The sequence below is a fragment of the Arthrobacter sp. PAMC25284 genome (genome assembly GCF_019443425.1).
GTDB lineage: Bacteria > Actinomycetota > Actinomycetes > Actinomycetales > Micrococcaceae > Arthrobacter > Arthrobacter oryzae_A.
Map to the genome: position 1 here is coordinate 299,808 of NZ_CP080382.1, position 20,180 is coordinate 319,987.

Genomic DNA, 20,180 nt, shown 5'->3' on the forward strand with positions numbered 1-20,180 from the left:
GGTTTTGTTCCCCGCCCTGCGTAGACTGACTCTGTTCGAATATATATTCGAATAAAAATTGTGTGCCTGGCTGCCAGCAGGCCGTTCCCGGGCGCCGTCCAACTGTGTCCGGGAACCCTGCCGCCGGGTTGTTCAGGGAGGCTTAATGGGCGTTTTCAGCGAGTCTGTCTCTGTCGTCTGCTCTCCCGCGGGCCAGCCCGAGACGCTGGAGTGGTCCGGCCGCTGCTACACCGTCTGTGTGGAACCGGTCCGCTGGTTCGAGCGGCGAAAGTGGTGGGCCGAGGAATCCCGGGCGCCGCTCGGGAGCGGCCCCGGACTGGTGGACCATGAAATCTGGCGTGTCCAGGTGCGTGCTTCCGAGGATGCCGGGGAAGGCCTCCTCACCCTTGACCTCAGCCGCCACGTCGGCAGCGGCCGCTGGCGGCTGCTGCGGGTCCATGACGCCGTCCAGACCAGGCGGCGAGCATGAGCTTCACCCATCTGCACGTTTCCACCGCCTTCAGCGCCCACTACGGCGTCTCCTGGCCCGAGGACCTCGCGGCGGCCGCTGCCGCGGACGGCGCCACCGCACTGGCCTGTACCGACCGTGACGGACTCTACGGGGCAGTCAAGCACCTGAAGGCCTGCATGGCCGCGGGCCTGGACGCAATCATCGGGGTGGACCTGGCGGTCCTGGACGACGACGGCGACCTCCGTACCGACGTCGGGGGCCGCGTCGTCGTCCTGGCCCACGGGCACACCAGCGGTGCCGGGTACCGGGCACTGTGCCGGCTGATCTCCGATGCGCATGCCCGCACCACGGGAAAGGCCGGTGGAGCCGTGCCGGTGGCTGTTACCCGGGCCGAACTGGCCTCACGCACCCTGGACCCGGAAACCCTGCAGCCGGTGCTGACCGTGCTGATTGGCCCCGACTCGGACGTCGGACGCGCCATGGGCGGGCGGCGCTACCTGCGGCCCCGTACCCTCTTCAAACGCTGGCTGGAAGCCCTGCCGCCGGGGACCCTCGCCGCCGAAGTGGTCTCCCAGCTCAGCCCGCCCGGTGAACCGCTCAGCACGGCCCAGGCCGTGCGGATGCTCAAACTCGCCGCCGAACACGACGTCCCTCCGGTGCTGAGCAACGCCGTCCGGTATGTCGCCGAGGACGGGGCGGCCACCGCTGACGTCCTGGATTCAGCCCGGGCGCTGAAATCGCTCCCCGAACTCTCCGCTGCCCCGCTGCTTCAGCCCAACGGCCAGGGCTGGCTCAAACCGGCGGCACAGATGATTCGGCTGGGACAGGAAATCATTCACGCCGCAGGGTACGGCGCCGCGGACCTCAAACGGCTGCTGGACCAGACCGGGGCGCTCGCGGACCGGTGCAGGATGGATCCCGCCACGGACATGGGGTGGAAACAGCCCGTCGTCCCCGAGGCCTCTGTAATCGGGATTGCCGGGGACCCGCTCGTGGAACTCACCCAGCGCTGCGATGCCGGCATCAGCGCCCGGTTCCCCGGAATCACCGGGAAGGCCCGGGAACAGCTGCGGGCCCGGCTGGAACACGAACTCCGGATCATCGACAGCCTGGGTTTCGCCTCCTATTTCCTGACGGTCGCCGAGGTCTCACGGATGATCCAGGACATGGGGGTCCGGGCCGCCGCCCGCGGCTCCGGTGCCTCCAGCCTGGTCAACTACCTCATCGGCGTCAGCCAGGTCAATCCGCTCCAGCATGACCTTATTTTCGAGCGCTTTCTCTCCCGGGACCGCGCCACCCTCCCCGACATCGATATCGACGTCGAAAGCGCTGAACGGCACAATGTTTACCGGAAAATCTTTACCCGCTTCGGAGCCGAACGCGTCACCTTGATGAGCATGCAGAACGGCTACCGCGCTCGCGGTGCCGTGCGGGACGCCGGCATGGCCTTGGGGCTGGACGACGGCGAGGTTGGGGAGATCGCCAAGCAGCTGTGGCGGTTTTCTGCCCGGAATTTCCGCGAGGCGCTGGCGGAGAAGCCGGAACTTAAGGAGTTCGCCGGGCGGGTGGATCAGCGGGATTTCACCGGGAACCAGCAACTGGACCTGCTGGTGGACCTGACCGAACGGCTCGACCGGCTGCCACGCCACATCTCCATGCATCCGTGCGGGGTCATCCTGGGCGATGCCACGCTGCTGGACCGCACCCCGGTGCAGCCCAGCGGCTTGGGCCTTCCGATGAGCCAGTTCGACAAGCACGACATGGACCCTATGGGCATGCTCAAACTCGACGTGCTGGGGGTCCGGATGCAAAGTGCCATGGCTTTCGCCGTCCGGGAGGTCATCCGGCTCCACCCCTCCAAGGCCGAGGTGGTCGCGGCAGGCGCACATCCAACCGGGCCGGACGGGACCGGGCCGGACTACATCGCTGCGGACGGGCGGATCGACCTGAACGCCGTCCCGCTCGATGACGAACCCACCTATGAACTGATCCGCAGCACGCACACCCTGGGCTGTTTCCAGATCGAATCCCCGGGCCAGCGCGAACTGATCGGCAAGCTGGCGCCCCGGGAATTCAACGACCTCATCATCGACATCTCGCTGTTCCGTCCGGGACCCATGCAATCCGACATGGTCCGGCCCTTCCTGGAACACCGGCACGGGTTTGCCCCCGAGGTCTATCCGCACCCGGACCTGAAACCGGTGCTGCAGGAGACCCACGGTGTCACGGTCTTCCACGAGCAGATCCTGAAGACCTTCGACGTGATGACCGGCTGCGGGCTGGCGCGGGCCGACGAGTTCCGCCGCGCGTTGGGCAACGGGGTACTGGAAGGGAAAGTGGAGGAGTTTTTCCGGAAGGAGGCCCGGGCAAGAAAGTACACTCCGGAGGTGGTGGACAAGGTCTGGGGCACGCTGAAGGCTTTTGGCAGCTTCGGATTCTGCAAGGCCCACGGGGCTGCCTTTGCCGTGCCCACCTACCAGTCGGCATGGTTGAAGACCCACCACCCGGAGGCGTTCCTGGCCGGGCTGTGGGAGCACGATCCCGGCATGTACCCCAAGCGCCTGCTCGTGGCCGAGGCCCGGCGGATGGGAATCCCGATCCTGCCCCTTGACATCAACCGGAGCGGGGCCGAGTACCGGGTGGAATTGGTCGACGCCGGCCCCGGGCCGTGGCAGGCTGGGCATACGCCTGAGCCTGAACGGCATCTACGGGTTGTCCGGCGCCGAGCTGAAACGCATCGAGGCAGGCCAGCCCTATGATTCCCTGGCGGATCTGCGGGTGCGGTCCCGGCTGAGCAGGCCGGGCATCCAGCGGCTGGCACGGTTGGGTGCGTTTGATTCGTTGCACCGCGCCTCGGGAGGCGAGGGCAGTCGTGCGGACCTGGTCCAGCACCTGCAGAACCTGCAGCACCGGCCCCCGCGCAAAGGCACAGAGGTGATCGAGGGTCAGCTGGCCCTGCCGCTCGGGGACGTCGAGCTGAAAAACGTGAAGGCGGTCCTGCCCGCACCCAGCATGGTGGAAAATGTCCGTGCGGAGCTGGACCTGATGGCCATGGACGTCAGCGAACACCTGATGACCAGCCACCGTCCCCTGCTGGACAGGCTCGGCGTCACCACCGCGGACAAGCTGCTGGGGCTGCGCAACGGCACGGAAGTGCTCGTGGCCGGGGTCCGGGTCGCCACCCAGACGCCGCCCATGCGGGGAGGCCGCCGGGTGGTGTTCATCAGCGTCGACGACGGCACCGGATGCGTGGACTCGGTGTTCTTCCATGAGGCCCAGGAGCAGGCCGGGCCCCTGCTGTTCGGCACCCGGCTCCTGCTCATCCGGGGCACCACCCGCCGGACCGGACCCCGGGGGATCAGCATCAGTGCCAGTATGGCCTGGGACCTTAGCCGCACCGGCACCCTGCCGTACCCGGAGCAACCGTCCGCCGCACCCGGTCCCGGTGGGCCACGTCACCATGGTCCGTTGCTGCCGGGGCCGCTGGACGGCATCCGCCGCAACCTTGCCATCACCGGGTTCGGAGGCTGACCCCGGGCTCTACAAAAGGCCCGAAGTTTCGGGCCTCGGTCACCTTCACGGTTGGGCCAGCATCCTGGCAATCGGGCGGACCACTCGTCGAGTTGGTGCGTCGTCGGATGCGGCGAGTCGTCGTACGATCGCGTCAACCTCAGTCAGTAGCTTTGGTCGTTTGTGCACGATTGCGCGGAGCGCCATGGTTTGCGCTTTCCCCACCAGATGCCGGGGGTCGCTGGCATTCGCATCGATCAGCGCCAGGGCGTTCCCGAAGCGCTCGTCGTCGGCGCTCTTGTCGTGGAGGGCGAGAGCCCACAACAACGCGAAACCGGCGCGCTTCGTGAATTCGCCGTCGTTGTTCGCCCAGGGTTCGACCATCGACCAGGCTGCAGGAGCCTTATCGAACAGTGTGAAACACACAGTATCGACCAGGGCCCAGTTGTCGAAGTCAGAGCACCAATCATTCATTTGATCGACGTCGACAAGTTCGGGGTCATCAATGTGCGCGGCGATCGTGCGTGCCTCGTAGAGACCTGAGGCCCACAGCGCGAGGGCAAGGCCATGGTTCGGGCGGTGCGGCGCGGCGATCGCTTTCATTCTGGCCATTGTTATGCCGACCGCCCGGTCGGTATGAATGCCATAGCGCCTGCCGAGCTCGGCGCGCACCACCGGATCACCTTCGTCATGGAGTCCTTTGACGATGGCTGCTGCGGTTGCTTCCGGGTCGTCTGTCATCGTTTCGAAACCTGATGCCTCCTCCAGCATCAAGAACCTCACTGACGTCTGTGCTGCGCCCCATGAGGCGATCCCTGGTCGTTTCACTGTCGAATACAACCAAGTGCAATGCCTTCCAACGTGCCTAGGATACTGCGTCGCCTCCAGTCCCCGGGAGGGCCGACGACATCAACCGGGATGAACACTGGAGGGACATGCCCGGGAATGACCCTTCCGGGCGTGTCCGTGGCGCGTTGGGTGGCGTATCCGTAAACCGATAACATGGACGGGGCTGGCTGTGGTCCCCGTACGCCACAAGCTACGAAGCCTTAACTTTGAATAGGAGACACCCGTGTCAGATGCCCAGAAGATCACCGTTCTCGTCGATGGCGAAGAGACCAAGGTGACTACCGGGACCACCGGCGCGGAACTCTTTTTTGAGCGCCGTGACGTTGTGGTGGCCCTCATTAACGGCGAGCTGAAGGACCTCGATCAGCCGCTGCCCGAGAACGCCACGGTCGAAGGCGTCACCATCGACTCCCCGGACGGACTCAACGTCCTGCGCCACTCCACAGCACATGTGATGGCCCAGGCCGTGCAGCAGTTGCGCCCGGACGCCAAGCTCGGCATCGGCCCTTACATCACCGACGGCTTCTACTTCGACTTCGACGTCGCTGAGCCCTTCACCCCGGAGGACCTGAAGACGCTGGAAAAGATGATGCTCAAGATCGTCAATCAGAATCAGAAGTTCGTCCGCCGCGTGGTCAACGAGGCTGAGGCCCGCGAGGCCATGGCCAATGAGCCTTACAAGCTGGAGCTGCTGGGCAAAAAGAACGACGCCGACACCGCTGAGGGAGTCAACGTTGAGGTCGGCGCCGGAGACATCACCATTTACGACAATGTCGATCGCAAGAGCGGCGACTCCGTCTGGTGCGACCTGTGCCGCGGCCCGCACCTGCCCAATACCAAAATGATCTCCAACGCGTTTGCCCTGACCCGCACCTCCGCCGCCTACTGGCTGGGCAACCAGAACAACCAGCAGCTGCAGCGCATTTACGGCACCGCCTGGCCCACCAAGGACGCCCTCAAGGCCTACCAGGAGCGGATCGCCGAGGCCGAGCGCCGCGACCACCGCAAACTCGGGGTGGAGCTGGACCTCTTTTCCTTCCCCGACGAGCTGGGTTCTGGCCTGCCGGTCTTCCATCCCAAGGGCGGCATCATCCGCAAGGAGATGGAGGACTACTCCCGCCAGCGCCACGTGGACGCCGGCTACGAGTTCGTTTACACCCCGCATATCACCAAGGGCCACCTTTACGAGGTCTCCGGGCACCTGGACTGGTACAAGGACGGCATGTTCCCGGCCATGCACATCGACGCCGAACTCAACGCTGACGGCACCGTGCGCAAACCCGGCCAGGATTACTACCTCAAGCCGATGAACTGCCCCATGCACAACCTGATCTTCCGTTCCCGCGGCCGGTCCTACCGCGAACTGCCGTTGCGGCTCTTCGAATTCGGGTCCGTCTACCGCTACGAGAAGTCCGGGGTAGTGCACGGGCTCACCCGGGTGCGTGGCATGACCCAGGACGACGCCCACATCTACTGCACCCGCGAGCAGATGAAGGATGAGCTCACCAAGACCCTCAACTTCGTGCTTGGGCTGCTCAAGGACTACGGCCTGGATGACTTCTACCTCGAACTCTCCACCAAGAACGAGGACAAGTTCGTGGGCGAGGATGAGGCCTGGGAAGAGGCCACCCGTACCCTCGCCGAGGTGGCGGAGGCCTCAGGCCCTGGAGCTGGTTGCAGATCCGGGCGGCGCCGCGTTTTACGGCCCCAAGATCTCTGTCCAGGCCAAGGACGCCCTGGGCCGGACCTGGCAGATGTCCACCATCCAGCTGGACTTCAACCTGCCGGAACGCTTCGAGCTCGAATTCCAGGCCGCTGACGGCACCCGCCAGCGGCCCGTGATGATCCACCGTGCCCTGTTCGGTTCGATTGAACGTTTTATGGGTGTGCTGACCGAGCACTACGCCGGGGCCTTCCCGGCCTGGCTGGCGCCTGTGCAGGTGGTCGGGATCCCGGTGGCGGAGGCCTTCAACGACTACATGTTCGACGTCGTTGGTCAGCTCAAGGCCGCCGGCATCCGCGCCGAGGTGGACATTTCCTCGGATCGCTTCCCGAAGAAGATCCGCACAGCCAGTAAGGACAAGATCCCGTTTGTGCTGATTGCCGGGGGAGACGACGCCGAGGCCGGTGCCGTGTCATTCCGTTTCCGCGACGGCAGCCAGGACAACGGTGTGCCCGTGGCCGAGGCAGTCCGGCGGATTGTGGACGCTGTCCGCGACCGGACCAGCTAGCGGACAGGCAAGGGAGCGACGTGCAGGAGCAATCAGAAAGCGCCGGGCCGGCCGGGCCGGGCGACGACGCCGTGACCGACGACTTTGGCCTGGCCGGGGTCCCGGACGCTTTCCAGCGGCTGTGGACTCCGCACCGGATGGCGTACATCAAGGGCGGCCAGCACCAGTTCAAGAACGAGAACGACTGCCCGTTCTGTGTTGCGCCGGCGCGAAGCGACGACGATTCGCTCATCGTGTACCGGGGACGGTCCGTTTACGTGGTGCTCAACCTGTTCCCGTACAACCCCGGCCATCTGTTGGTGTGCCCGTACCGTCACGTTCCGGACTACACGGACCTGACGGTGGAGGAAACCGCGGAATTCGGCGAGCTGACCCAGACTGCCATGCGCGTGCTGCGCAAGGTCGCCAACCCTACCGGTTTCAACCTGGGCATGAACCAGGGCGTCACCGGGGGCGCGGGGATCGCCGGCCACCTGCATCAGCACGTCGTTCCGCGCTGGGGCGGGGACGGTAATTTCTTCCCCATCATTGCCCAGACCAAAGCCATCACGCAGACCCTGGGCGAGGTCCGGCAGCAGGTTGCGGATGCCTGGCCGCAACAGGCACGGGAGCAGTCCGGACCCGGGGAGACGCATGCTGAATAGGCACGCGCGGGGCTTTTTCACCGCCCTGTTCTCTCCGCTTGCACGCTGGCTGCTCAAGATCGGGGTTTCCCCGGACGCGGTCACTGTTGTCGGCACACTGGGCGTGGTGATCGGTGCCCTCGTGTTTTACCCGCTGGGCCAGCTGTGGTGGGGAACTTTGTTCATCACGGCCTTTATCTTCTCCGATGTCATCGACGGCATCATGGCCAGGATGCAGGAGCGCGGCGGCCGCTGGGGAAACTTCCTGGACTCGACCCTTGACCGGGTGGCCGACGGTGCGCTCTTCGCCGGCGTCTCCATCTGGTTTTTCACGGGAGGAGCGGACACGCCGATCGCAGTCGCCGCCATGGTGTGCCTGGTCCTGGGCATGGTGGTCTCCTACGCGCGGGCGAAGGCCGAGGCGCTGGGCTTCCACGCCAATGTGGGCATCGCCGAGCGGGCCCGAGCGGCTCGTGTCGGTGCTGGTCGTCACCGGCTTCACCGGCCTGGGCCTGCCTACCGTGGTGCTGTTTTCGACGTTGTGCCTCCTCGCGGCCGCCAGCCTGGTGACCGTGATTCAGCGGATCATCGCGGTCCGGCGCCAGTCGCTGGATGAATTCGGCGGCACCGCCTCCGAGCAGGCGGCGTAAATGTCACCGCGCGCCGGGGTATGCCGGGTGTCCGGCGGGCGGTGTCGGGTCGCGAAGAATCCGGGTCAGCCAGTGGAATTCCACGACTGTAACCGGAATTCTGCCGCGCCGTAGCCGGGGGCTAGTATTAGGATTACCGGCCAACGGATCCGGTAATCCGGTGTGTGCATCGCGGCATTTCATGTGCCGTCAGCGCCTCCGGCGAGGTCATCTATCTACCCATAGGGGTTTTTGTGTCTACACCTGATGTAAGCAGCGAAGCCGGCGTGTCCGCCAAGAACGTAACGGGCAGCAGCCGCGTCAAGCGCGGCATGGCGGAGATGCTCAAGGGCGGCGTCATCATGGACGTTGTCAACGTCGAACAGGCCCGCATCGCCGAAGATGCCGGTGCCGTGGCCGTGATGGCGCTGGAGCGTGTTCCGGCCGACATCCGCGCCCAGGGCGGCGTCTCCCGCATGTCGGACCCGGACATGATCGATGCGATCATCGACGCCGTTTCCATCCCGGTCATGGCGAAGGCCCGGATCGGCCACTTCGTCGAGGCCCAGGTCCTTGAGTCCCTCGGCGTGGACTACATTGACGAGTCCGAGGTTCTGACCCCGGCCGACTACGAGCACCACATCGACAAGTGGAACTTCAAGGTCCCGTTCGTCTGCGGCGCCACCAACCTTGGTGAGGCGCTGCGCCGGATCAACGAGGGCGCGGCGATGATCCGTTCCAAGGGCGAGGCCGGCACCGGGGATGTCTCCAACGCCACGGGACACATGCGCAAGATCCGGGCCGAGATCCTCAAGCTCGCGGCCCTGCCCGAGGACGAACTCTACGTCGCTGCCAAGGAACTCCAGGCACCGTACGAACTGGTCAAGGAAATCGCCGCGACCGGCAAGCTTCCCGTGGTCCTGTTTACCGCCGGCGGCATTGCCACGCCGGCTGACGCTGCCATGATGATGCAGCTCGGCGCTGACGGTGTGTTCGTCGGTTCGGGGATCTTCAAGTCCGGCAACCCGGCCCAGCGCGCCGAAGCCGTGGTCAAGGCCACCACCTTCTTCGACGACGCCGACGTCATCGCCAAGGTTTCCCGCGGCCTGGGCGAAGCCATGGTCGGCATCAACGTCGCCGACCTCCCGGCACCGCACCGCCTCGCCGAGCGCGGCTGGTGACCCTGCCTTAGCAGCACTGAAAAAAGCACGACGCCGGCAGGCCACCTTTTCGGGTGACCGGCCGGCGTCGTCTTGCGTTAATTCCCGGGTTGGTCAGCTTCCGGCCTGATCGAGGCCGCGGCGCTTGAGCAGCGGTTCAAGTTCGGCGTCACGGCCGCGGAAGGCGCGGAAGGATTCAAGCGGATCGCGGCTATTGCCCCTGGACAGCAGTTCCGCCCGGAAGAAGTCGCCGTTGGCGCGGTTCAGGCCGCCGTTGTCCTTGAACCATTCCACCGTGTCGGCGTCCAGGACCTCGCTCCAGATGTAGGAGTAGTAGCCTGCGGAGTAGCCGTCGCCGGCGAAGATGTGCTGGAAGTAGCCCGTGCGGTAACGGGGCGGAATGAGGGGGTGCGCCACCCCGGCCGCGGCCAGCGACTTCGCCTCAAACTCGAGCGCGTCGCCGGGGACCTGATCGGGGCCGAGGACATGCCATGCAAGGTCCAGCAGGGCCGCGCCCAGGTATTCGGTGGTGCCGAATCCTTCACCCCAGAGCCGGGCTGCTTCCAGCCGGTCCACAACGTCCTGCGGGAGCGGCTCGCCGGTGGCATGGTGCCTGGCGTAGTTGGCGAGCACCTCCGGCCACAGGATCCACATCTCGTTGACCTGCGAGGGATACTCCACGAAGTCACGCGGCACAGAGGTGCCGGAAAAGCGCGGGTAGGTCACCGAGGAGAAAAGGCCGTGGAGTGCGTGGCCAAACTCGTGGAAGACGGTGCGGAGCTCGTCCAGGGTCAGCAGGGTGTGTTCCCCGGCCGGTGGTTTGGAGATGTTGAGGTTGTTGATCACGACGGGCCGGGCGTCCAGGAGCCGGGACTGCTCCACGAGCGAGTTCATCCAGGCGCCGCCGCGCTTCGATTCGCGGGTGTAATAGTCGCCCAGGAACAGGCCGAGCCCGGCGCCGTCCTGGTCTTTGACCTCCCAGACGCGGACGTCCGGATGGTAGCCGGAGAGGTCGGTGCGCTCGTGGAACGTGACGCCGTACAGGGCGCCGGCGGCGTGGAACACACCGTCCGTGAGGACCCGGTTCAGCTCGAAGTAGGGGCGCAGGGCCTGCTCATCGACCGCATAACGTCCGCGCTTGACCCTGGCCGAGTAGAAGGCCCAGTCCCAGGCTTCCAGGGGGTGGCCGGCCACCTCCGCCAGCGCGGTGGCCTCGGCGTCGGCGTTCCGGACGGCGGCCGGGGCGAGCCGGTTGAGCATCGCCTGCACAGCGGCGAAGTCGGGCGCCGTCTGGCGGTCCACGGTCAGTTCCGCGAAGTTCCCGAACCCCAGCAGGCCTGCCTTCTCGGCCCGGAGCCGGACCAGGTCCTTGACTACGTCGAGGACGTCGAGGCCGCCGCCTGCGCTGCCGCGGCTGACCGACGCCTCGAACAGACGCCGGCGGATGTCCCGGTTCTCCAATGACGCCAGGGCGGGCTGGCTGCTGGGCAGGATCAGGGTGAGCAGGAATTTTCCGTCGTGCCCGGCGGTGCGGGCGGCCTCCGCTGCACTGGCGACATCGTCCGCGGGCAGTCCTGCCAGCTCGGCGGCGTCGTCCAGCAATACGGCGGCGGACTTCATCCCTTCCTTCACCCGCTGTCCGAATGCGGTGCCGAGCCGGGACAGTTCCGTATTGAGCGCTTTAAGCCGGTCCTGCCCGGTGTCGTCGAGCTGGATACCGGAGGCCCGGAACTGTTTGAGGTATTCCTCCACGAGCCGGCCCGCCTCCGGATCGAGGGCGTGGGAATCCAGGGCCGCGAACCGGTCAAAGAGGGCGCGGTTGAGGTAGATGGCGTCCTGATGCGCCGAGAACAGCGGGGACAGCCGGGTTTCCAGCTCCCGGATCGCGTCCGAGGCATCTGCCGAGACCAGGGTGAAGAACGATGCGGCAGCCCGTTCCAGCAGCCGGCCGGATTCTTCCATGGCGACGGCGGTGTTCTCGAAAGACGCCGGTTCCGGGTTGTCCACGATTTGCTGGATTTCGGCGAGGTGCGCGGCCAGGCCCGCTTCGATGGCTTCGCCATAGTGGTCGTCCGCAATGTCCGCGAACGGCGGCAGCCCATAGGGCAGGGTGCTGGGAGTCAGGAGCGGGTTAGTCATGAAACAACTGTTTCATGACTGGTGCTGCATCTCAACGGCATCACCCCATGAAATCCCGTGTCATCCGTCCTAGGATGACGGTCATGCGGTTGGGGTCCAGGAAGCTCAGGGCACGCGCGGCGGCGGGCTGCGCCGCGTCGGTACTGGTGGTGTCCGGCTCGGGCTGCGGTCTGCTTCCCGGGCAGGAACCTGCCGGCAGTACGCCCGCGGCCGCTCCGACGGCTCCCGTCATCAGCCCGGTCCCGGCCCCGCCGCCCACGCCTACGCCTACGCCCACGCCGGGGAAGGGGCCTGGGTGTGCTGCCGTGCGCTGTACCTCGGTGCTGGTGACTGGCGACATGCTGGTCCATGCTCAGCTCTGGCAGCAGGCCCGCGAGGACGCGGCGGCCACCGGCGCCCAGGGGATGGACTTTGTGCCGTTGCTGGAGGGCCAGCGGCGGTACGTAGCCGGGAGCGACCTGGCGATCTGCCATTTGGAGACGCCGGTGGCCGGGCCCGGCGGACCGTTTTCTGCCTACCCGTCGTTCAACGTCCCGCCCCAGATCATCCCCGCCGCCCGGGACCTGGGTTATCAGGCCTGCACGACGGCGAGCAACCACACCATCGACCAGGGGACCGCCGGGCTGGTGCGGACGTTGGATGCCCTCGATGCCGCCGGGATGAAGCACACGGGCTCTTACCGCACCGAGGCCGAGGCTCAGGGCGTCCTGATTCTGGACACCGACGCCGCCAGGATCGCCCTCGTCAGCGCCACTTACGGACTGAACGGGCTCCGCCCCGAGGCGGGCTGGCAGGTGGACCTGCTCGACGCTCCCGCCATGATCGCCAAGGCCAGGACAGCCCGCGCGCTGGGGGCGGACATCGTCCTGGGTGCGATGCACGCCGGCGACGAATATTCCAGCGCTCCCAACGCGCAGCAGCAGGACGTCGCCCGGGCTTTGGCGGACAGCGGTGAATTCAGCCTGGTCTACGGCCACCACAGCCACTCGGTGCTGCCGATCGAAAGCTACAACGGAACCTGGATCGTCTATGGGCTCGGCAATGGGATCACCGAGCTCTCGCCCTGGTACACCGTCAACAACGAAGGCCTGCTGGTCAGGGTCCAGTTCAGGCAGGACGACGCCGGTAACTGGACGGCCGGCGACCTCGCCTGGGCGCCGTCGGTGATGGTCCGGAACCCGTACCGGTGGTGTTCCGTCGCAGCCGACGCACCGCAGGGACCGTGTGCCGGGGCGGCTGCCGATGCTGCCACCCGCCAGCGCACCAGGGCTGCAGTGGAGTCGATGGGTGCTGCGGGGGCCGGCGCGCATGAGCTGCTGATCAGCCGGGAGCCCTAAAGCCGGGCACGGTGCAGTCTTTCCCGGATGTCGGCGTCACCCAGCGCCAGGTCCTCGAGGATGTCCTGGGCGACTCGCAGAAGGTGATGTCGAACTACACCAACCATCTGGCGCAAACGCCGGTGGATGCGCCGTTCCGCACGTTTGAGTGACAGGAAGCGGACGCAACGGTCTGAAGCCGGGGACGCCTCGGCCGATCACACCCTGCCGGCCTATACTCGTCGCATGACTTTCGCAAACGTGGGAACGCTCGGCGTCAGGCCCGGACAGCGCGGGAAGGTGGTCGATATTTTGACACGTCCGAACCGTCAGCTCGAGGAAGCAGGATGCCTGCTCTACGAAGTAGGCGTGAGCGATGAGCACCCGGATACTGTGTTCGTCGCCGAGCTATGGACGTCGGCCGAGGCCCACGGATCATCGCTGCAGCTGGAGTCCGTACGGGCCGCCATCGCTGAGGCGATGCCCTTCCTGTCCGGCCAGATGGAGGGGAAACAGTTCTCTGTGATCGGGTCCCCTCTCCGGGACCCGTGATGCTCCGGGGCAGCACTGCCGTTCGGCGCAGGCGGTCCGGCGAGTGAAAGAAGAAAAAGTCCCCGCGGAATCCGGGCGCCGCTGTGTGTGTTCCTGCTGTGGCCGTACTATGCCGCGCCGAAAGCTGCATGCCCTCGAACAGCGCCCGGCGTTTATCTGCCGGCGCTGCGGCCTCTGGGTTGCGCTGCGGCTCCGTCCAGATCCGCTCCCACCCGGCCGCTGACGCTACGGGACGGCCAGAAGGTCGGCGTGGCCGATGCCCGCTCCGGCGGCGCTGCCGTTCGGACAGCCACCCTTCTGTTTCGGCGGGGTGGCACAGTCTGCCTTCCTGCACCGCCGTCGCAATTCCGCCTGCCGGTTCGCCGCTCAATTGCTGGTCTCCGGCCCTAGAAGCCACGGCGAAGGTGCTGTCCTGACGGCGGGTGGTCTTTTGGCTGGTCCGACGTCCATCTCTCGCCGGGTGGCTGCAAAGTTCCCGCGGTCCAGCAGATGGTGCAGCAGAGCAGTCTCCGGATCCCCAGGGTGCTCGACGACATGGCGGCGCAGGCCTTCCCGGATCCCTTCCAGCTCGGGTCGGGTACCGCCCAGGATGCCACTGATGATTCCGAGCACTTGCAGCCGCAGGGCAAGATTCGGACTGTTCCCGGGGGCTGACGGAATCGGCTGGTCGCACGGCGCCGGGGAAACATCAGTTTTGGTCCCGCCAAAGGCGTTGACAGGGCGCTGACAGCCGTCGCCGTAGTTACCCTGGGTGGCTGGGCCGGCCTCCACGGGTCCACCGGATCGCAGCGGACCTGTGGGGGCCCGGGGCGGCTCGATGGCCGCTGGACCGGGCCCCCGACCGGGATGGTTACTGGACACGGACGGCAAACCCCGCGGCGGTGCCGCCCAGAACCGATTCCACGCTCACAGTCTGGCCAGCCCGACCCACAAGCGCGGATGATCCCCGAATGGAGAAGCCGCCCGTAGCGTCCACCGTGGTTGCCCCAAGAGCAGGACCGTCGAGGCCGCCCAGATGTATGGTCACCTTCTGGCCCGCTGGAACGGAACTGGTCCCGTCCACCCGCCACTCCCGCTTGCTGACGGAGTAACGGGCAGTGGTGATGGCTACCTCGTCTGCTTTGGGGGTGACGGTGACTGTGGCCCCGCTTACGGAGCCGTCAGTGCTAGTCACAGCCAGCTTGAACGTGAGCGCGCCGGAAGCGGCAGGATACGTGTAGAGCGGGTACGTGAAGCTGGGCCGTGGGGTGTTGGCACCGGTCAGGGGTGCCTGGGGGTCACCCGGGGCAACAACCTGGGTCCACGCATACGTGGCAGCGCCGGCCGAGCCGGTTCCGTCCAGGGTGACCTTCTCGCCCCGCGTCACACCCTGCTGGTTTGGCCCGGCGTTGGCTACAGCCGAGGCCGGGCTGCTGACGGTCACAGTGATGGTTGCTGAGCTGGGGCCGCCGGGGCCGTTGACGGTCAGCGTAAAGACGTACTCGCCGGGGTCCGGTGCCGTGAAAGTCGGCCGGACCGAGTTTGGATCGCTGAGTACCACTCCGGACGGGCCACTCCAGGAGTAAGTGGAGATCGGGCCGCTGGACGCGGATCCGTCGAGCGTAATTTGCTGGCCTTCGTAGACGCTTTGGTCAGCGCCGGCTTGAGCGACAACCGCAATTGGAGCGCGGGCCCTGGCCGGTGACTTCTACGGGCAGGACCACCTCTCCCTTGGCATCTGACCTGACCGTGACCGATACCGGCGGAACCTGCGTATCGGATTTCAAGGAACCGGACACGAGCTGGCCGAATCCAACCGCTGTCAGTGTGCGGGAGCCTGCGGCGTCGCTGGATACTGCATCGATCGACAACACATTGCTGTCGGTGTCATAGCTTGCTTTGCCGCTGACCCGGTCCGCAACCTGCATCTGTTTGGAGGTTGCCGGGACGTCGCTGGAGTTTGTGATGGTGACCACCGACGGCGGCTCGGATCCCTCGAACGCGATCCGCGCAAAGTACCGGCCGTCTTGTCCCACGAGTGACGTTGGGCTGAACGACCCGTTGCCGGCGGATGCATCGGCAGCCTGGATCGACTGTGACCCGGAATCGGACGAAGCGAACACGTCCACGTTTCCTGAGCTGGTGGACGTCCTGGAGTACGTTGCCCGCTCCGCGGTCACGCCGCTGTTGGTCGCAAGTTTGCCCTGGACGGTAAAAAGGTCTGTCTCCACGCAGTCCGCTGGTGGGCCGGGGACGGAGGGGCACGCGTCGGCTCCGGGGTTCGGATTGATCCCGGGGCCCTCGATGCGGAAAATATTGGTGCCGTACGGACTGCCCTTGATCCTGTGCGGGGTGGTGCCATCTCCGACATACGTGTTTTTTCCGCTCGCGTCGGGCCTGAGCGCAGGGTCGCCAGGAAATGTATCCCATGTCAGGAACGGCCCGATTGGCCCGCCCAACGCTCCCGAGAAGTCTCCCTTGCCGCCTATTCCGATGTCTTCGGTGTCGAAGACGATGCCGGGCTTGGACGTCTGGACAGTCTTCGTGCCTGCGGGCGTCGTGAACTTGTAATCCGCGCCGTCCCGCGCGTTCGTGATTCTCAGTCGAACCCGGGCGAAGGTCACTTGGTCCCCATTGGAGACCGGTCCGGCGCCGAACGCCTGTTCCAGCGCGAGCGCGGCGAGGGCCCGCCCGCCGCCCGCCGTGTCCAGGTTCCCGGTGGTGAGGGAGTAAAAGCCCTCATCCGGATAATTCGTGGGAAACGACACTGGTGAGGTCTCATCGGGAAGCGCTCCGCGGGCCGGGCAGAGCGGATCGGCCTGGGCAACGCAGCTCTGCAGCCGGAGTCCGTTTTTATCCCGGTACCAGACCGGATATCCGTCAGTGGTGTTGACCGGGCCCACCTCGGCAAGTCCGGGCCCGCTGGCCCCCGGCGGAATGACCTCAGCCCAGGCGACGCCGGCAAAGGCGACCACTGTGACGAACGTGAACAAGAACGCAAGTACCCTTTTCATGGCAATGTCCATCCTGAGTTTTCTCTGCCGCCGCGCCTGGCCGGAACAACCGGGTGACTCTGCCGGCGCACTTACGACCGTCACGGTATTGGCAGGGTCTTGTAAATATCCTGTCGTCGGCGTGGAATCGGCCGACGCCTGCGGGGAGGCCGGAATCATTTTCGAAGGATTTCCTAGGGCATCGACGGGAAACTTGGCCTCATGCCCCAGCCAGCAGCGTATAAGCGGACGAAGATCGTTGTGCCGGCCATCCTGCTTATTCTCCTGGCGGGCTTGATGGCCGCCGTTTTGACGGCTCCTCCGCGAAAGCCTCCCGTTCCCTTGGGCGCTTCAGCCACTGTCAACGGCGGTCTGGCGCGCGTCAACGGCATCTTGCCCTTCGACAACGGGGTAGGCGGTCCGGACGGTGTCGCGAGCCGCTTCCCCAACCCGCCAGGACCTGGACTCCACCGCGTTCGCATACTGCTGGAGCTGACTGCGCTGGACAAGGGCGGTCTTTCCTATCACCCGGACGATTACTCTGTGTCCGGTCTCGGTACGGGGAGGTGGACACCGGTGTGGTTCTCTCCCGCTCCGTCCCTCGCGGCCCAAGGTGAACGCATCAACGCCGAGCTCATGTTCGAACTTCCCGACCGCGCCGTCGAGCTGACCCTCGAGGTGACGGGCGGGCCGGGGCTGTCCTTGGGTGTGGGACATCACAGGACCCGGGGTTAAAGACTGCGGAGCGTCGCCTCGAGACCGATGTGACGGAAACAGGTACCCGCTACTCGTGCCGCCTGATGCCACATGGAAAAAACTTGAGAGCAACGGTTTCCGTCAGAATTGAAGGCCACTCAGATGTCCGTTGATCCTATGCAAGCGGCTGCCCGCGGGGCAGTCACAGACCAAGAGATGCCGTCACCGGAGATGCTTTACGTGACCATCCTGGGTTCGCTCCGGATCCGGCGTGGTGACTCCACCCTCGGTGGCTCTGAACTTGGCGGGCCAAAACCTCGGCAGATCCTTGAAATCCTTCTGATGAATTTCGGTAATCCGCTGTCCAAGGAGCGGTTGGTGGAAACTCTGTGGGAGGGACAGCCGCCTATGGAGGCGCTTCCCACCCTGGAAAGCTACGTCAGCGTCCTACGGCGCCACCTGCAGCCCGGCCTGGGAAAGTCGGGGCCCCTCAGGACAGTCACAGGCGGCTACATGATCGATCCGGATCTGGTGGATCTGGACCTGGCCCGCTTCAATGCGCTGCTTCAACAAGCTACGCACTGCGTGCCGCGGGCGGCACTGGAGCTCTTACAGGAAGCCCTGGACATGGCAGCCGCTCCATTGCTGGGGGATGAGCTGAAGGCCTCGTGGGCGGAGAACGAGCGGGCCAACCATGAACTACGGGTCAGCCGCGCCAGGACGGACGCCGCCGATTTGGCTCTGGCCCTCAAGGAACCGGACCGGGCAGTTGCCTGGGCCCGGGAAATCTTGTCAGGGGATCCGCTCAATGAACGCGCCTGGGCGGCCCTGGTCCGGGGGTTGGACGAATCTGGACAACCGTTGGAAGGACTCAGGGCATTCGAACAGTGCCGGCGCACCCTGGACCGGGAAATGGGGTGCAGTCCGGGTGAAGCCCTCCGCGCCGCCCACGCCAGCTTGCTGCGGCAGACCGGCGACCCCGTGCTGCCGGCTCCCGCGCGGGCCACGGTGGCCGGGTTCCCGCCAGCGGCCACCGCGGCTGGTACGGCGGGTATCCGGATCTTAACCGTCGACGACCACCGGACGTTCACCGAGTTGCTGACCGGCGCGCTGGACCGTGAGGCCGACCTGCAAAGCGTCGGCTCGGCCTTTTCCGTAGCTACCGCGATACGCCTGTGCCGAGAGCTGGCCCCCGACGTCGTCGTGATGGACTACCACCTGCCCGACGGGAACGGACTCACGGCTTCCGTCCGTATCCTGGAGCACGCACCGGACACGCGGATCATCATGTTGACGGGGGACCCGTCCCAGGATGTCCTGCGACAGGCAGCCGGCATCGGGATCTGTGGTTTCCTGCCCAAGGACGGCTCATTGGCCACGATGCTGGACACTGTCCGACACGCCCGCACCGGAAACATGGTGGTCCATCCTTCATTGGTAGCCCAACTTGGAATTCCCCAGGGACGCACCGCCCACGTCCCCCCAAACCCGCTCCTGAGTCCCCGCGAGCTGGACGTACTGCGGTTAATGGCAGATGGACAAGAGCTGCGGAGTGTCGCTAAAAGCCTGGGTATTTCCGTCCACACGTGCCGCGGATACGTCAGGACAATTTTCTCCAAGCTGGGTTCCCATTCGCCGCGCGAAGCCATGGCAGAGGCAGAGCTGCGGGGCATCCTGAGCGTGGAACTCGATGTCCAGGCCGTCTGAGACGGACGACATATCTTTCTCACGAGACGCCGAGGCCGCCGAACGGCTGCAAATCCGGACCGCCGTCGGAAAGTTCCTCATCATGGGGTTCATTGCCCTGCTGATAGTGGCGACACCGGTCGCGTTCTGGATCCGGAGCGCGGCCGAACGGCATGCCCTCGACAACGCGATCCTGCACACCCAGATGGTTGCGGATTTGGCTATCGGACCACTCGTCAGCAAAGCACTGCTGGCCGGAGACAGTGCGGCATTGGCTGGGGTGGACCGTGCCGTAAAACGGTGGCGCGAGGACACCTCGGTGCTGCGTATCAAGGTTTGGGACGCGGAGGGCCGTGTGGTGTATTCGGACGTGCACTCGCTGGTCGGGCAGCGATTCGATTTACCCGAATGGGGGCATGCCCTGTTGGCTGGAGCGCCGGGCACGGCCACCCTGGAGCAGCAGCAAGAGTTGGAAAACGAGTACGAGTCCGCATCAGGTGAGCTGGTCGAGGTCTATGTGAGCTCAGTGGCGGCAGACGGTACCAGGCTCATTTTTGAGGCCTACTACGACGACGGACCGGTGCGCGGCGAACAGCAGGAGGTCCTGTACAGCATGATTCCGCCCTTCCTGCTCGCGCTGTCGGCCCTGCAACTCGCACAGTTGCCCCCTGCCATCCGGCTGGCCCGGCGCATCCAGTACCACCAGGCAGTCCGAAACCGACTGCTTCAACGCGCTCTCGAGGCCTCCGATCTGGAACGTCGCAAAATTGCACGGGACCTCCATGACGAAGTCATCCAAGACCTCTCCGGGCTAGGATTCGCGCTTGAATCAGAAGAGCTTCACGGCCCCGTCGACCAGCGCCCCGTATTCCGCAGGGCGCGTTCGATGCTCCAGGGCAGCGTCCGCGCCCTGCGCGCCATGACCAGTGAGCTGTACCCGCCGGACCTCGACCAACTGGGGCTAAAGACATCCCTGGAACGGCTCGCAGAGCCGCATCAGGAACGTGGGCTGGCAGTCCGCCTTGTCATCCCGGAAGACGCCCCTCTGGAGCGTGGATCATCCGCTTTGCTGTACCGGGTGGCGCGGGAGGCACTGTCCAACAGCGCCAAACACTCCGGGGCGACCGCTGTGGTGCTCACGCTGCGAACAGACCATCAGGGCCCCGAGATAAGCATTTCGGATAACGGGGCAGGATTTGATAGGACACAGCCCTTACCGGGCGGACACCTTGGTCTGCGAATCCTCGAAGACACGGTCCGGGAAGCCGGGGGAGCATTGGAAATCCGCAGCGCTCCCGGCGCTGGCACGACGGTCACGGCGCGTCTGCTGCCCGGCTTTGCCGCGTCCAGTTGAGCCGCCTGCTTG

The 20,180-nt window shown here is 65.7% G+C and carries 15 protein-coding genes and 3 pseudogenes; 13 read left to right on the forward strand and 5 right to left on the reverse strand.

Going from position 1 to position 20,180, the window contains the following annotated elements; translation table 11 throughout:
* Positions 1-145: 145 nt before the first annotated feature.
* Both KY499_RS01440 and KY499_RS01445 read left to right on the forward strand, forming a co-directional pair.
* The gene (locus KY499_RS01440; RefSeq protein WP_123256031.1) at positions 146-469 is read left to right on the forward strand and encodes a DUF6504 family protein; all 324 of its coding nucleotides are present in this window, start codon (positions 146-148) and stop codon (positions 467-469) included.
* Positions 466-3,982, forward strand: a pseudogene (locus KY499_RS01445) (DNA polymerase III subunit alpha). Before KY499_RS01440 ends, KY499_RS01445 begins: the two are co-directional and overlap by 4 nt.
* 45 nt (positions 3,983-4,027) lie before the next feature.
* Here KY499_RS01445 and KY499_RS01450 read toward each other — a convergent pair.
* Positions 4,028-4,732 (reverse strand): DNA alkylation repair protein, encoded by a 705-nt coding sequence (locus tag KY499_RS01450; protein WP_123256029.1) that lies wholly within the window; start codon positions 4,730-4,732, stop codon positions 4,028-4,030.
* Positions 4,733-5,033: 301 nt separating this feature from the next.
* Here KY499_RS01450 and thrS point away from each other — a divergent pair.
* From thrS to pdxS, 4 genes and pseudogenes are all read left to right on the forward strand, one after another.
* Positions 5,034-7,041: pseudogene (gene thrS, locus KY499_RS01455) on the forward strand (threonine--tRNA ligase).
* Between the two features lie 20 nt (positions 7,042-7,061).
* The gene (locus tag KY499_RS01460) at positions 7,062-7,685 is read left to right on the forward strand and encodes an HIT domain-containing protein (protein ID WP_123256027.1); all 624 of its coding nucleotides are present in this window, start codon (positions 7,062-7,064) and stop codon (positions 7,683-7,685) included.
* Positions 7,675-8,314, forward strand: a pseudogene (gene pgsA, locus KY499_RS01465) (phosphatidylinositol phosphate synthase). Before KY499_RS01460 ends, pgsA begins: the two are co-directional and overlap by 11 nt.
* 233 nt (positions 8,315-8,547) lie before the next feature.
* The gene (gene pdxS, locus KY499_RS01470) at positions 8,548-9,474 is read left to right on the forward strand and encodes a pyridoxal 5'-phosphate synthase lyase subunit PdxS (RefSeq protein WP_123256083.1); all 927 of its coding nucleotides are present in this window, start codon (positions 8,548-8,550) and stop codon (positions 9,472-9,474) included.
* Between the two features lie 93 nt (positions 9,475-9,567).
* Here pdxS and KY499_RS01475 read toward each other — a convergent pair whose 3' ends face one another.
* Positions 9,568-11,592, reverse strand: coding sequence for a M3 family metallopeptidase (locus KY499_RS01475; protein WP_219886079.1), 2,025 nt, complete (start codon positions 11,590-11,592; stop codon positions 9,568-9,570).
* 40 nt (positions 11,593-11,632) lie between these two features.
* Positions 11,633-11,932 carry a hypothetical protein gene (locus KY499_RS17985; RefSeq protein WP_258190889.1) on the reverse strand — a complete coding sequence of 100 codons (300 nt, stop codon included), beginning with the start codon at positions 11,930-11,932 and terminating at the stop codon, positions 11,633-11,635.
* Here KY499_RS17985 and KY499_RS01480 point away from each other — a divergent pair.
* The 4 genes from KY499_RS01480 to KY499_RS01495 all read left to right on the forward strand — a co-directional run bounded on the left by KY499_RS01480 (position 11,898) and on the right by KY499_RS01495 (position 14,114).
* Positions 11,898-12,929: a CapA family protein gene (locus KY499_RS01480; RefSeq protein WP_375141130.1), complete on the forward strand. Its 1,032-nt coding sequence runs from the start codon at positions 11,898-11,900 to the stop codon at positions 12,927-12,929. The genes KY499_RS17985 and KY499_RS01480 overlap by 35 nt on opposite strands.
* Positions 12,930-12,940: 11 nt before the next feature.
* Positions 12,941-13,081, forward strand: coding sequence for a hypothetical protein (locus KY499_RS01485; RefSeq protein ID WP_183164564.1), 141 nt, complete (start codon positions 12,941-12,943; stop codon positions 13,079-13,081).
* Between the two features lie 73 nt (positions 13,082-13,154).
* Entirely contained in the window at positions 13,155-13,460 is a 306-nt protein-coding gene (locus KY499_RS01490; RefSeq protein WP_123256082.1) for a putative quinol monooxygenase, read from the forward strand.
* A 489-nt stretch (positions 13,461-13,949) separates the two neighbouring features.
* Positions 13,950-14,114: a hypothetical protein gene (locus KY499_RS01495; protein ID WP_183164563.1), complete on the forward strand. Its 165-nt coding sequence runs from the start codon at positions 13,950-13,952 to the stop codon at positions 14,112-14,114.
* A 196-nt stretch (positions 14,115-14,310) separates the two neighbouring features.
* Here the strand turns inward: KY499_RS01495 and KY499_RS01500 are convergent, their stop codons facing one another.
* Positions 14,311-15,120 carry a PKD domain-containing protein gene (locus KY499_RS01500; protein ID WP_219886886.1) on the reverse strand — a complete coding sequence of 270 codons (810 nt, stop codon included), beginning with the start codon at positions 15,118-15,120 and terminating at the stop codon, positions 14,311-14,313.
* On the reverse strand, positions 15,092-16,453 hold the full coding sequence (locus tag KY499_RS01505) for a hypothetical protein (protein WP_219886081.1): 1,362 nt from the start codon (positions 16,451-16,453) through the stop codon (positions 15,092-15,094). The genes KY499_RS01500 and KY499_RS01505 overlap by 29 nt, the downstream gene beginning before the upstream one ends.
* 201 nt (positions 16,454-16,654) lie before the next feature.
* On the opposite strand from KY499_RS01505, the gene KY499_RS01510 reads away from it, so the two are divergent.
* The 3 genes from KY499_RS01510 (at position 16,655) to KY499_RS01520 (ending at position 20,168) form a co-directional block, all read left to right on the forward strand.
* Complete coding sequence (locus KY499_RS01510; protein ID WP_123256022.1) at positions 16,655-17,167, forward strand: hypothetical protein; 513 nt, start codon at positions 16,655-16,657, stop codon at positions 17,165-17,167.
* Positions 17,168-17,290: 123 nt separating this feature from the next.
* Positions 17,291-18,835, forward strand: coding sequence for a BTAD domain-containing putative transcriptional regulator (locus tag KY499_RS01515; protein ID WP_219886082.1), 1,545 nt, complete (start codon positions 17,291-17,293; stop codon positions 18,833-18,835).
* Entirely contained in the window at positions 18,819-20,168 is a 1,350-nt protein-coding gene (locus KY499_RS01520; RefSeq protein WP_219886083.1) for a sensor histidine kinase, read from the forward strand. The genes KY499_RS01515 and KY499_RS01520 overlap by 17 nt, the downstream gene beginning before the upstream one ends.
* Positions 20,169-20,180: the final 12 nt, after the last annotated feature.